The 12,340-nt window shown below is 65.6% G+C and carries 12 protein-coding genes; 9 read left to right on the top strand and 3 right to left on the bottom strand.

What is annotated here, in order from left to right; translation table 11 throughout:
* Positions 1-2: 2 nt before the first annotated feature.
* Entirely contained in the window at positions 3-803 is an 801-nt protein-coding gene (locus AC5Y30_RS17805) for an HpcH/HpaI aldolase family protein (protein WP_499919992.1), read from the bottom strand.
* A gap of 76 nt (positions 804-879) precedes the next feature.
* Here AC5Y30_RS17805 and AC5Y30_RS17800 point away from each other — a divergent pair, with 76 nt between their 5' ends.
* Positions 880-2,025, top strand: coding sequence for an acetyl-CoA acetyltransferase (locus tag AC5Y30_RS17800; RefSeq protein WP_499919991.1), 1,146 nt, complete (start codon positions 880-882; stop codon positions 2,023-2,025).
* Positions 2,026-2,448, top strand: a complete 423-nt coding sequence (locus tag AC5Y30_RS17795; RefSeq protein WP_499919990.1) for a Zn-ribbon domain-containing OB-fold protein — start codon at positions 2,026-2,028, stop codon at positions 2,446-2,448. It abuts the gene before it with no gap.
* Between the two features lie 3 nt (positions 2,449-2,451).
* Here the strand turns inward: AC5Y30_RS17795 and AC5Y30_RS17790 are convergent, their stop codons facing one another.
* The gene (locus tag AC5Y30_RS17790; protein ID WP_499919989.1) at positions 2,452-4,020 is read right to left on the bottom strand and encodes a class I adenylate-forming enzyme family protein; all 1,569 of its coding nucleotides are present in this window, start codon (positions 4,018-4,020) and stop codon (positions 2,452-2,454) included.
* A gap of 56 nt (positions 4,021-4,076) precedes the next feature.
* Here AC5Y30_RS17790 and AC5Y30_RS17785 point away from each other — a divergent pair, with 56 nt between their 5' ends.
* The gene (locus AC5Y30_RS17785; RefSeq protein ID WP_499919988.1) at positions 4,077-4,943 is read left to right on the top strand and encodes an SDR family NAD(P)-dependent oxidoreductase; all 867 of its coding nucleotides are present in this window, start codon (positions 4,077-4,079) and stop codon (positions 4,941-4,943) included.
* 3 nt (positions 4,944-4,946) lie between these two features.
* Here AC5Y30_RS17785 and AC5Y30_RS17780 read toward each other — a convergent pair whose 3' ends face one another.
* Positions 4,947-5,684 carry an enoyl-CoA hydratase/isomerase family protein gene (locus AC5Y30_RS17780; RefSeq protein WP_499920214.1) on the bottom strand — a complete coding sequence of 246 codons (738 nt, stop codon included), beginning with the start codon at positions 5,682-5,684 and terminating at the stop codon, positions 4,947-4,949.
* 178 nt (positions 5,685-5,862) lie between these two features.
* Between AC5Y30_RS17780 and AC5Y30_RS17775 the strand changes: the two genes are divergently transcribed.
* The 6 genes from AC5Y30_RS17775 to AC5Y30_RS17750 are packed head-to-tail and all read left to right on the top strand — an operon-like array spanning position 5,863 to position 12,258.
* Positions 5,863-7,122: a hotdog family protein gene (locus AC5Y30_RS17775; protein WP_499919987.1), complete on the top strand. Its 1,260-nt coding sequence runs from the start codon at positions 5,863-5,865 to the stop codon at positions 7,120-7,122.
* Positions 7,123-7,130: 8 nt separating this feature from the next.
* Positions 7,131-7,937: an enoyl-CoA hydratase/isomerase family protein gene (locus tag AC5Y30_RS17770; RefSeq protein ID WP_499919986.1), complete on the top strand. Its 807-nt coding sequence runs from the start codon at positions 7,131-7,133 to the stop codon at positions 7,935-7,937.
* A 16-nt stretch (positions 7,938-7,953) separates the two neighbouring features.
* Positions 7,954-9,201: an acyl-CoA dehydrogenase family protein gene (locus AC5Y30_RS17765; protein ID WP_499919985.1), complete on the top strand. Its 1,248-nt coding sequence runs from the start codon at positions 7,954-7,956 to the stop codon at positions 9,199-9,201.
* Positions 9,198-10,010, top strand: a complete 813-nt coding sequence (locus AC5Y30_RS17760) for an enoyl-CoA hydratase/isomerase family protein (protein WP_499919984.1) — start codon at positions 9,198-9,200, stop codon at positions 10,008-10,010. The genes AC5Y30_RS17765 and AC5Y30_RS17760 overlap by 4 nt, the downstream gene beginning before the upstream one ends.
* Entirely contained in the window at positions 10,007-10,807 is an 801-nt protein-coding gene (locus tag AC5Y30_RS17755) for an enoyl-CoA hydratase/isomerase family protein (protein ID WP_499919983.1), read from the top strand. Before AC5Y30_RS17760 ends, AC5Y30_RS17755 begins: the two co-directional genes overlap by 4 nt.
* Positions 10,804-12,258 carry a class I adenylate-forming enzyme family protein gene (locus AC5Y30_RS17750; RefSeq protein WP_499919982.1) on the top strand — a complete coding sequence of 485 codons (1,455 nt, stop codon included), beginning with the start codon at positions 10,804-10,806 and terminating at the stop codon, positions 12,256-12,258. The genes AC5Y30_RS17755 and AC5Y30_RS17750 overlap by 4 nt, the downstream gene beginning before the upstream one ends.
* Positions 12,259-12,340: the final 82 nt, after the last annotated feature.

Raw genomic sequence — 12,340 nt, 5'->3', positions numbered from 1 at the left:
GGCTATTCGTCGTTGCTACCTGCGTGGCGCCCGTCGAGCTCTCGCAACGCACGTGCCCGGGCCGTCGCCGCCTCGGTCAACATCCCGATGTCCGTACCTGCCGAAATGAAACGCAGACCCAAATCTGTGAAGCGTTTCAACAGGTCAACGGACTTGATGCCGGCTATTCCCAGCGCCACGCCGTGTGCACGACAAGCCGCCGCGACCGATTCTACTGCATTGCGGAAATGATCATTCTCATAGTCGCCGTGGATGCCCATTTCGGCCGTCAGATCGCTCGGACCGAGAAGGATCATGTCGATACCCTCGACGCCCGCGATGGTGTCCGCGGAGTCGACCGCTTGCGGCGTCTCGATCATCACCGCGACCACCGTGCGACCCTCGAGGACAGCGGTGAGTTCGGCCGGTGACCTTGGCTGGTAACCGCTGACGGCATTGGGCCCGGAAATGGAGCGGTGCCCGATTGGAGGAAACCGCGCGGCACCGACGACGGCTGCTGCTTCTTCTTTTGAATTCACATGTGGCACAATCACTCCGGTAGCGCCGTTGTCGATGACGCGAGCGATGACACTCGGATCGTGAGACGGCACCCGAACCAATGCCGAGATGCCCGCTCCCAATGCGCTCGCGCAAAGCATGGCCGCCGTCTCCAGCGACGTGGAAGTGTGCTCGAGGTCGACGTAGACCGCGTCGTATCCACATGCTGCTGCGATCGCGGGGACATCGGGAGTGCGAGCGCTCATCAGCGCCAGACACAGCACCAGCTTCTCGCCGCGCAGTGCCTCCCGCAGTGGTTTCCGCACACGCTCACGGTAGCCGACTGAGAACGTTCATTCCACCAGGTCGTTAACGGCATTATCAATGTGGTAACCATTACGTATGTCCGCGAACCGGGTCGCTATCGTGGGCGCCGGCCTGTCGGATTGTGGGCGGGTGCCTGACAAGACCGCGATGGCGCTGATGGCTCAAGCAGCGCGCCGCGCCATCGCCGACGCCGGTCTGACGAAAGACGACGTCGACGGTTTCGGCGGCCACGGAACCCTGCTGCCCCCCGCCGAGGTGAGCGAGTACCTCGGCCTGCGACCGTCCTGGGTGGACGCGACCAATGTCGGTGGATCGTCCTGGGAGGTCATGGCGGGGCACGCCGCCGACGCCATCGCCGCCGGCGTGATCGACGTGGCACTGCTGACATACGGATCAACGGCGCGGTCGGACGTCAAACGCCGCGTACGCGCATCGGCGGCGGCGATGAGCACCGGCGGCGCCATGCAGTACGAGGCCCCATACGGCGCCACCCTGATCGCAAAGTATGCAATGGCCGCTAGGCGTCACATGATCGAATACGGCACCACCGCAGAGCAATTGGCCGAAATCGCGGTCGCCGCCCACGAGTGGTCGGCGATGAACGACACCGCATTTGAGCGCGACCGGATAACTGTTGCCGACGTCGCCGCCGCGCCGATGCTCGCCGATCCGTTCACCTCCAAGCATGTGTGTCTGCGCACCGACGGCGGCGGCGCGGTGGTGCTGGCAAACGAGCGAGTGGCGAAGAATTGCGCCAAGGAGCCCATTTGGATTCTCGGTGCGGCCGACTCGACGTCGCATGTCAGCATGAGCGAGTGGGCCGACTTCACCACGTCGGCCGCGGCGTTGTCTGGTCCCCGCGCGTTCGCGCAAGCCGGTGTCGCGCCCGCCGACATCGATGTGTGTCAGCTCTATGACTCGTTCACGTCCACCGTGCTGCTCACGGTGGAGGATCTGGGTTTTTGCGCCAAGGGTGAGGGTGGGCCGTTCATCGCATCTGGTGCGCTGCGTCCGGGCGGGGCGTTACCCACCAACACCGACGGCGGCGGTCTGGCCTCTTGCCATCCCGGCATGCGGGGAATGTTTTTGATGGTCGAAGCGACCAGGCAGCTGCGCGGCGAATGCGGCGCCAGACAGGTTGACGACGCGCGTCTGGCATGCGTGCATGCGATGGGAGGCTTTTTCACCCATAGCGCCACGATGATCCTCGGGAGGCAGTAGATGGACGTGCCGGTGGCCGCGAACCGGCCAACGATCGACTCCGACAGCGAATCGTGGTGGCAGGCCATCCAGGATCGCCGACTGATGATCAACGCGTGTGCCGGGTGCGGCCAGAACTCGCTCTACGTGCGTCCTTTCTGCCCGCACTGCTGGAGCGAGGACGTCGCGCTGGCACCGGCGTCCGGGCGGGCAAGGCTCTACACGTGGACCGTGGTGCACCAGAATGCCGCACCCTTCGATGCGTGCACGCCGTATGTGGTGGCAATGGTGGATCTCGTCGAGGGCCCCCGGCTGATGACGGCTCTGGAAGACTGCCCGGCCGAAAGCCTCTGTGCAGAAATGGAACTCACCATCGCCTTTTGCGATGACGATGACGGCTTTGCTGTCCCGGTTTTCCGGCCGACCGGCAAATCGGAAGACTGAGACTCAACCACCTGCGGCGAGGCGGTCGGCAAGCGCCCGCGGCCGGCCCGCCGAGCGCGCAGCGAGCTTGTTGCGCTCGACCTTGCCGTTGGCGTTGACCGGCAGCGGCTCGTTCCAGAACACCAGTTCCTCGGGCAGCTTGTACTTGGGCAGTCCCGCCGAGATGAGCGCGTCGGTGACCTTCGCGAGTGACATGTCGACGTCGCCGTCGAGCACCATGGCGACGGCCAGTCGTTCGCCGGTCGCGGCGTCGGCCACCGAGTATGCCGCGCAGTTGCGCACCCCGGCGATCCTGGCCACGGCCTCCTCCACCTCGACGGCCGCGATCTTCAGACCGTTGCGAATGATGATGTCTTTCAGGCGCCCGACGATGCGCACCCGGCCTTGCGACATCTCGGCCACGTCGCCGGTGCGAAACCAGTCGCCATCGAACGCCTGCGCGTCGTCATCGGCGTCGGTGTACCCGAGGAACGCATGCGGGCCCCGTATGCAGCACTCGGTCGGATCGGCTGCGGATCCGACCTTCACCTCGACATCGTCCAACGCGACACCGTCGTCGGCGTGACGGACGTCCGCGGAGTCCGACCGCAGACCAGACGTGCTCACTGGTACTTCGGACGAACCGTAGGCGCGCATCACAATGATCCCGAAGTCGTCTTCGACGCGGCTGACGATGCGCCGGTCCAGCACGGTCCCGCCCAAATAGACCGCTTGCAGCGGCACGTGCAACCCGCGCGCCACCGCCTCGTCGAGCAGTCTGTCCAGCAAGCGATCGGGTCCGCCGTACCACGTCGCACCCGACGAGACCATCAGCTCACAGGTTTCGGCGGCATCCCAGTTGTCCTCGAGGATGACGGGCGCGCAGAGCATCGGCGCGATGAGCAACGCCTGCAGCACGCCAGTCACCGACGCGAGCGGACTGATGAGAAAAATCCGGTCTGCCGGGCAGAGTCCGGCCGCCGCGATGTAATTCGATGACGCCTTCATCAGTGTGCTCTGCGAGTGGATGACTCCCTTGGGCGCCGAGGTGGTTCCCGACGTGTAGAGCACGAGGGAGGGTTCGTCGGCCGCACGCCGAGATCGGTACGCAGTCTGCGATGCGGAATCGGCGTCCAAAGCGATCCATAGAAAGTGCGCGGACATCCCTTTCCGAGGGGCCGCAGGCCAATTCGGCGCGACCCCGAACTCAGCACCGGTGCGCGCGATGATGTCGGCCACCTGCGCCTCGCCGGCGCTGCGAGGCGCCAACAGGACCACGGCATCCAGGCGCATCGTCGCATGAACGGCAACCACTGAATCCACGTCGTTACCCACGACCACAACGGTCGGTGTCGAAGCTCCAACGCCCGAAGCCGCCAAAGCGCCGCATGCCGCATCGATGCGCGCGTCGAGCTCGGCATAGCTGAGCTCGACCCCCCGGGCGCACAGAGCCAGCTTCCCCGGATGTCGTGCCGCGGCAACACGAACGATGTCGGCGGGCTGGCCCGACCAGAACCCGGCCTCACGGTATCGGTCCCGCAATGCCGTCGCGCGCCGCTGCGCACATTGCAAGAGAGCCGGCGCGCCCCTCATGGATGCCCTCCGATGCAAATGCTGGTTCTCACTGAGAGTAAATGTAACCTCTCACCATGCCGTCAATGAATTTCGATGATCAGGTCGCCATTGTCACCGGTGCAGGGGGTGGCCTCGGCCGTTGTCATGCCCTTGAGCTCGCCCGCCGGGGCGCGCGCGTAGTGGTCAACGACCTGGGCAGCGCAGTGGACGGCACCGGTGCGTCAATATCGGCCGCGCAGGCGGTAGTTGACGAGATCACGTCGGCGGGCGGCACGGCGATCGCCAACGGCGACTCGGTCGCTACCGAAAAGGGCGGCGCGGCCATCGTTGCGGCAGCCATGGACGCATACGGACAGGTCGACATTCTCATCAACAACGCGGGAATTCTGCGTGACGCGGCATTCAAGAACATGACCGCCGATCAGGTGGATGCGGTCATTTCCGTCCACCTGTCCGGGGCGTTCCACGTCACCCGCGCCGTATGGCCGGTCATGCGCGAGCGGAACTATGGACGGATAGTCCAAACGACCTCGGGTACCGGCTTGTTCGGAAACTTCGGGCAGGCCAATTACGGCGCGGCCAAGATGGGACTCGTCGGCATGATGCACGTGCTCGCCATCGAGGGAGCACGAAACGGCATCGCCATCAACGCGGTTGCCCCCATCGCAAGGACGCGCATGACCGAGACCATCATGGGCGAAGCCGCTAAGGCGATGGACCCTGAGTTGGTGACTCCGGTCGTGGTTTATCTGTCGCATCGCGACTGCGACCGCACTGCCCACATTTATTCGGTGGGAGCGGGCAAGGTGTCGCGGGTATTCATCGGCGTGACCAAAGGAATCGAGAACACCTCGCTCACTGCGGAATCCGTCGCTGAGGCGATCGACGAGATCGATGACGCCGCGACCTTCAGGATCCGCGGTGGGCCAGCCAAGGAGTGAGGGTCAGCGGCCCAAGAACCGCGGTTCGCGGCGCTCCGCGAACGACCGCAGGCCCTCCTGAAGATCGGTGGTGCGCGACACCGCCTCCTGTGCCCACGCCTCCTGCTGAAAAGCTCGATCACGGCCGGACTCCGAGGAAACCAAGAGCAGTCGCTTGGTGTGCCCGAGCATCACCGTCGGGCCGGCGGCAAGCCGGCTGACCAGCTTCTCTGCCTCCGCGCCCGTAACGTCCGGTGCGGCCACGCGGTTGACCAGTCCCAACCGCTCACAGGTGGCGGCGTCAACGGGTTCGCCGAGCATCAGCAGCTCGGTGGCCTTACGCAGCCCCACGATCCTCGTCAGCAGATGGATGGCGCCGGAATCAGGCAGCACCCCGCGATGCACGAACGCCGCGACAAGCTTTGCCTCCGTGGACATGACGACGAGATCGCATGCGAGCACCAGGCTGATTCCTGCACCGGCCGCGGTTCCCGTCACCGCAGCGACCACCGGCTTATCGCAGTCGAGGATCGATGCGACCAGCCTCTGCCATCCGTTCTGCAGCATGCGAGCAACGTCCCCTGATCGCTTGTCGGCAACCGGCGGCCGGGGCGCTGATCCAGCGGGCAACCCGGCCCCCGCGCAGAAATGCCGCCGCCCAGTCGCGCCCAATAACACCGCGCGCACCGCTGGGTCGTCGCCAGCGCGCTGAAAAGCCTCGGTCAGCGCGTCACGAGCCAACGGTGACAACGAATTTCCCACATCAGGCCGGTCGATGGTGATGCGACAAACGCCGTCCGCACCAACGGCCTCCAGGATCCCTGGCTGCTGCTCACTCAACTCACTCACCCCTGCCGTTAACGGCGTTTCCGCTTTTCGGGTATCTTAATTTCCACAGTTGTCCGGGCCACGATATTCGCCAGAACTGAGGAGGCGCGCCATGACCCGCTCTTCTCAACCGGGCCAAATCACCGATGAGGGGCTGGCCAGGTTGCGTGGCACCATCGGCATCGCCGTTCCGCACACCCAGCCACCCCACTACGTCCGCCCCAACGAGGACACCTTCCGCCACGTCGCCGAAGCCTACGGTGACGCCAATCCCATGTGGACCGATCCGGATTACGCCGCAAAGTCGGTGTGGGGTGAATCGATCGCGCCGCCAGCACTGGTCGGTGGTGACACGTTGATCGGCGAAGACGAAGTCACCGAGCTCTCCGAGGAGGACCGGGCCCTGACCAAGGGCGACCCGCTGCGCGGGGTGCACGCGTTTTACGCGTCGTCCGCACGAGAGTGGTGGGCTCCGCTGCGGGCCAACCACCGGGTATTCAGGCGCAACGCGCTAGTCGCCGCGATCGACAAGAGCAGTGAGTTCGCCGGTCGGGCGATTCACGAATGGTCGGCGCAAGTCTTCCGGGACGACGAGGGCACCATTCTCGGCGGCCAGTACCGCAACATGATCCGCACCGAGCGCAGCAAGGCTCGCGGCCGCAAGAAATACGAGTCGATCCAACTCAAGACCTGGACAGCCGAGGAGATCGCCGAGATCGACGAAAGCTACGCGCGGGAATCCCCACGTGGTGCTGAACCGCGGTGGTGGGAAGACGTCGACGAGGGCGACGCCGTCGGCACGCTGACCAAGGGACCGCTCACCGTCACCGACATGGTCTGCTGGCATGTCGGCATGGGCACCGGTATGTACGGGGTCCGTCCCCTGCGGTTGGCGTGGCGCAACCGGCAACGCATTCCCCGCTTTTACACCCCGAACGACCGCGGTGTACCCGATGCGCAGCAGCGCGTGCACTGGGAACCGGACGCGGCCCGAAATGCCGGCAACCCCACCACTTTCGACTACGGCCGGATGCGTGAGACGTGGTTGATCCATCTGTGCACGGACTGGATGGGGGACGACGCCTGGTTGTGGAAGCTGGACTGTGAGTTCCGGTTGTTCAACTACGTGGGTGATTTGCACACAATCACCGGCACCGTGACTCGAAAGTACCTCGCCGAAGGCGAGCGCCCCGCCGTCGATGTCGAACTCGCGGCGACCAACCATCGCAACGAGATCACCACGCCGGGACACGCGACCATCCTGTTACCCAGCCGGGACCGCGGTCCGGTCCGGCTGCCGGATCCGCCCGGCGGAGCGACGAACCTGACGGATTTGCTCGCGGCCGTGTCGGCTGAATTCGCAGAACGGTGACAGCTGCCGTGAAATATGCGAGCGTTCCCGGGCTTTCGGCCGAGCAGCAGGGCCCGGTGCTGTGCCTCACCCTGGACCGCGCTGAGCGTCGCAACGCCGTCGACGACACGATGCTCGACGCATTGATCGAATATCTCGCCACCGCAGGGGTCGATGAGGCGGTGCGTGTCATCCGCATCGACGCCGACGGACCGGACTTTTGCGCGGGATCCGATCTCATCGCGAACAACGCGAAGTCGGAGCGAAAACCGCGGGTGGGCAGTACTCAGCGCCGGCTACCGAACAAGGCCAACCGGCTCATCCCGTTGATGCTGGAGACACAGGTGCCGATCGTCGCGGTGGTCCGCGGCTGGGCGGCCGGGTTGGGGTTTCACATCGCGTTGGCGTCCGACTTCTGCCTGGCCGCCGACGACGCTCGGTTCTGGGAACCGTTCATGGCCCGCGGGTTCACACCGGACAGCGGCGCCGCATGGTTGCTGCCACGCCTAATCGGGATGGTGCGCACCAGACAGTTGCTGATGCTCGGCGAGGAGATCTCCGGCGCCACCGCGGCCGACTGGGGCATCATCCACCGCGCTTACGCACCCGAGCAATTGACCTCTGGCGCGGAGCAGCTTGTCGCCAAACTCGGTGAGGCGCCCACGGTTGCCCTCGGTCTCACCAAGTGGCTGCTGCACAGCGGCAACGGGCTCGATCTCGACCGCCATCTCCAGAACGAGGCCCTCGCGCTGGAATTGTCAAGTCGCAGTGACGATTTCAAAGAGGGCCTCGCGGCCTTCCGTGACAAGCGCGACGCAAAGTTCCAGGGCCGATGAAGGCCGCTGCGGGATCATGACCCGCTTGCCGATCACCCCCGACTCCTCCGCCGCCGCCGCCGTCGAGGCGGTGCGGCAGTGGATCGATGCGGACGTGCCCGCAGCGTGGCGGGCGGCCGCCGCCGAGGGGCCTGCAGCCCTGCGGAGGGTCCGCACCGCGGCCGATTACCGGGATTGGTATCCGGCATTCGCCGACTCGGGACTGGTTGCACCGACCTGGCTTCCGGAGCACGGTGGCCTCGGCGTCGACAACGACACCGCACATGCGATTGAGGCGGTTCTCGCCCCGCTCCGGCTCACGCGGCTGAATCCCTTGGGGCTCAACAACGCCGCGGCAGCGTTGTTCAGTCACGGCACCGAGGAACAGCGACGGCGCTTCCTGCCGCCCATTGTCCGCAACGAAGAGAAATGGTGTCAGCTCTTCAGCGAACCCGGCGCAGGTTCCGATCTCGCGTCGTTGGCGACCCGCGCCGTACGCGACGGCGATCACTGGGTGATCTCCGGGCAGAAGGTGTGGACCACGTGGGCGGACGAGGCGGACTTCGCGATCCTGCTGGCGCGCACCGATCCGGGCCAGCCCAAACACCAGGGCATCACCTACTTCCTGCTCGACATGCACCAACCGGGCGTCGACGTGCGACCGCTGCGCCAGATCACTGGCGAAGCTGAATTCAACGAAGTCTTCCTCGACGGCGCGCGGGTGCCCGACGAGCATCGGGTCGGGGAGATCAACGACGGCTGGCGAGTTAGCGCGTCAACCCTGTCCAGTGAGCGGCAGATGGTTTCCGGATCGGGATCCGGTGGTATGGGCCGCCTCGGTGGTTTCGGCGCCGAGCGCTTGATCTCCCTGGCCCAAGAAATCGGGCGTTGGGACGACCCCGTGGTCCGAGGCAAGGTCATGCGTCTGTGGGCGCAGGAGCAGATCCGTGGCTGGACCAATGCGCGCGTGCGCGCAGCACTTTCGGCCGGCCAGTCGCCCGGTGCGGCGTCCTCGATCGGCAAGGTCCATCAGGCCACACTCAATCAACAGATCCAGGATCTGATGCTCGATTTGCTGGGCACCGCCGCGGTGGCGTGGCCGGCGACCGGCGATCCTGATGCGTTGCCCCGGGAGGTGCAGGGCATGATGCGCAGCCTGGCCAACGCCACCGAGGGCGGCACGACCGACATCAACAAGAACATCCTCGGCGAGCGTGTGCTCGGGCTGCCCAAGGAGCCTGATCCGTGGAAGGGTAAGCCCTGGAAAGAAATTCCACGCTCGTGAGCGGCTACGAGCGGTTAATCGTCGAGAAGTGCGACTCCGTAGGCTGGCTGATCCTGAACCGGCCGGATGCCGGCAACGCGTTCGATGCACTGATGCTCGACGAACTCGAGGCCGCATGGGCCGAGTTGGATGCCGACCGCGACGTGCACGTGATCGTCAATGCCGCCAACGGCAAGGCGTTCTGCACCGGCATGGACGTCGTGCAGGTGGCTCGCGACAAGGCGGCCATGCGGCGGCACTCGCGCCGGACCAGGGACGCCGAGCTGAAGATCTCGTCGTGGCACTGCGAGGTGTGGAAGCCGGTGATCGCGGCGGTCAATGGGGTGTGCGCTGGCGGGGGCCTGCACCTGGTCGCCGACGCCGACATCGTGATCGCCGCCGAACAGGCTTCGTTCGTCGACCCGCATGTCTCGGTGGGGCAGGCCGTCGCGTACGAGGCGATCACACTGCTGCGCAAATCACCGATGGAGGCGATCACCCGAATGACGCTGATCGGCAAGGGTGAGCGTATCTCGGCGCAGCGGGCATACGAACTGGGCATCGTCTCGGACGTAGTGCCAGCCGATCAGCTTCGGGCGACCGCCGGCCGGCTGGCCGCCGGTGTCGCAACCAACTCCCCTACCGCGATGCGCGCCACCAAGAAAGCATTGTGGCATTCCCTCGAAGTCGGCCTGTCCGCAGCCAAACGTGCCGCCAGCGAGGAGATTTGGCGGTTGCGCAACCACCCCGACCATGCCGAGGGCGTACGCGCCTGGCGTGACAAGCGATCCGCGCGGTGGCAGCCGCTCGACCCCGCGGAGGTTTCGTGAGCTATCAAAGGTTGATCGTCGAGCGGCGCGGCCCGGTCGGCTGGATCATCAACAACCGGCCCGATCGACTCAATGCGTACGACGCGATGATGCGGGCGGAGTTCCCGAGGGCGTGGTCGGAATTGGACGCGGATCCCGGTGTGCGCGTCATCGTGCACACCGGTAATGGCAGGGCGTTTCAGGTGGGTGCCGACGTCGAGGACCTGGACGGCGAGGCGGTGCAGCAGTTCCAGGAGTCGATGCGCACGCTGGACCTGAAGTTGACGGGCTGGCATTGCAATGTGGGAAAGCCCGTCATCACCGCCGTCAACGGGGTGTGCGCCGGCGGCGGACTGCATTGGGTCGCCGACGCCGACATCGTCATCGCGGCGTCCGATGCGACCTTCGTCGACCCGCACGTCTCCATCGGCCAGGTCAGCGCGTTGGAGACGATCGCCCTGATGCGAAAGATGCCCGCCGAGGCGGTGTTGAGGATGGCGCTCGTCGGCAGCCACGAACGACTGACCGCCCAACGCGCCTACGAGCTCGGGATGATCAGCCAGATCGTCGACCCGCCCGACAGGCTCCGCGACGTCGCACAGGAACTGGCCGAGAAGATCGCTATGAATTCGCCCGCGGCGATGCGGGCGACCAAGCGCGCGTTGTGGGGAGCGCTCGAATACGGCTTGACCGATGCGTGCCGAGCGGGTGCCAACCACTTGACGTCGATGTGGGGCCATCCCGACCAAAATGAGGGACCACAGGCGTTCGCCGACAAGCGCACTCCCAATTGGCTACCGCTGGAGCCTGACTCGTGAGTCTTGCCGCGCTGCTGGCCAGCCTGCCCGATACGGCCGTGCACACGTTGACCACCGATGTCTCGCGCGACGACCTCAGCGTGAGCGCGGACCGCCTGGCCGCAATACTCGACGAAGCCGGTCTGGTGACCGGACAAGTCATCGCGGCGATGCTGCCCAATGACGCAGGCACGGTCGCCGCACTGTTCGGGACGTGGCGTGCCGGTGGGGTTTACACACCACTCAACCCCCGGGCCGCCGACGCAGAGGTGGCGTCCCAACTCGCGACATTGCGGCCGGCGGTGGTGATAACGACACCCGAACTGGCCCATCGGTTCTCGGCGGCCGAGTTGCCGGTGGTGGCCGGATCGAACTTGATGTGGTCGCTCTCGCCATCGTCTGTACAACCGCCCGATCCGCGGCAGTACGACACGGATGTTGCGCTGCTGCAGTTCACGTCGGGAACCACCGGGCCGCCGAAGCCGGTGCCGCTGCGTCATGCAACCGTGCTCGACCTGATCGACCGGCTGTTGGCCAAGCTCCGCGGCGCAAAACCGGCGGCGGCCCAAGCGGATCGGACACCGATGCCCAACCTCGTTCCGCTCTCACTGTCCTTGTGGGCCGGCATCTACCAGGTGCTGTTCGCCTTTCGGGCGGGCTCGGGGGTCGTGCTGATGGACAAGTTCTCACCCGCCGAGTTCGCCACGCTGGTCAAGCGACATCAATTGCGTTCCACGGTTTTACCCCCCGCTGCGTTGACGATGGTCCTGCACGACGAGTCGGTCACCGACCTGTCGCCGCTGAAGATCGTGCGATCGATCACCGCTCCCCTTTCCCCCGTGCAAGCGGGTCGGTTCCGGGACAAGTTCGGGGTGATCGTGCTCAACTCCTACGGCCAAACCGAGCTCGGCGGCGAAGTCGTCGGATGGTCGGCCGCCGACGCGCGGGAATGGGGCGAGACCAAGCTCGGCTCGGTCGGACGCCCCCTACCCGGCATCGATGTCACGATCGCCGACGACGAGGTGATAGTCCGCACCCCGACGACGGCCGCTCGCAAGATCGATCCGGCGTTCCTCGACAGGCTCACCGATGACGGCTGGTTTCACACCGGTGACCTCGGGTGGTTCGATGACGACGGGTTCCTGTGGCTGGACGGCCGAGTGTCGGACATGATCAACCGCGGTGGGCTGAAGGTCTTCCCGGGCACGGTGGAGGACGTACTGCTGGCCGCCGAGGGGGTACGCGACGCGGCGGTGGTCGGGATTCCAGACGAGAGACTCGGCGAGGTGCCCTGGGCGTTCGTCGCCCGTCACGCTCCCGGCCTGTCCGAAGACGACCTGATCGCCTGGTGCCGCCAGCGTCTGACGCCCTACCGCGTGCCTGTGCGGGTGGTGTTCGTAGAAGAGCTGCCGCGCAACGATGTCGGCAAAGTCGTGAAACGCGAGCTTGCCGCCATGGCCAGCGCCCGGTAGCGGCCGAATACAGCCGTTTGCTATCTTGAGAATCAACATTCTCAGTCAGGTTGGAGGCACTGGTGACCGACGGAAGATCGAT

The sequence above is a fragment of the Mycobacterium sp. NGS27 genome, assembly GCF_059813005.1.
Note: the sequence above shows the minus strand (reverse complement) of the source record. Positions and strands in the feature narration are given on the sequence as shown.

Coding starts and splice junctions, on each gene's coding strand:
- AC5Y30_RS17800 (WP_499919991.1), top strand. CDS start 880: ATGTCCGCGAACCGGGTCGCTATCGTGGGCGCCGGCCTGTCGGATTGT.
- AC5Y30_RS17795 (WP_499919990.1), top strand. CDS start 2,026: ATGGACGTGCCGGTGGCCGCGAACCGGCCAACGATCGACTCCGACAGC.
- AC5Y30_RS17790 (WP_499919989.1), bottom strand. CDS start 4,020: ATGAGGGGCGCGCCGGCTCTCTTGCAATGTGCGCAGCGGCGCGCGACG.
- AC5Y30_RS17785 (WP_499919988.1), top strand. CDS start 4,077: ATGCCGTCAATGAATTTCGATGATCAGGTCGCCATTGTCACCGGTGCA.
- AC5Y30_RS17775 (WP_499919987.1), top strand. CDS start 5,863: ATGACCCGCTCTTCTCAACCGGGCCAAATCACCGATGAGGGGCTGGCC.
- AC5Y30_RS17765 (WP_499919985.1), top strand. CDS start 7,954: ATGACCCGCTTGCCGATCACCCCCGACTCCTCCGCCGCCGCCGCCGTC.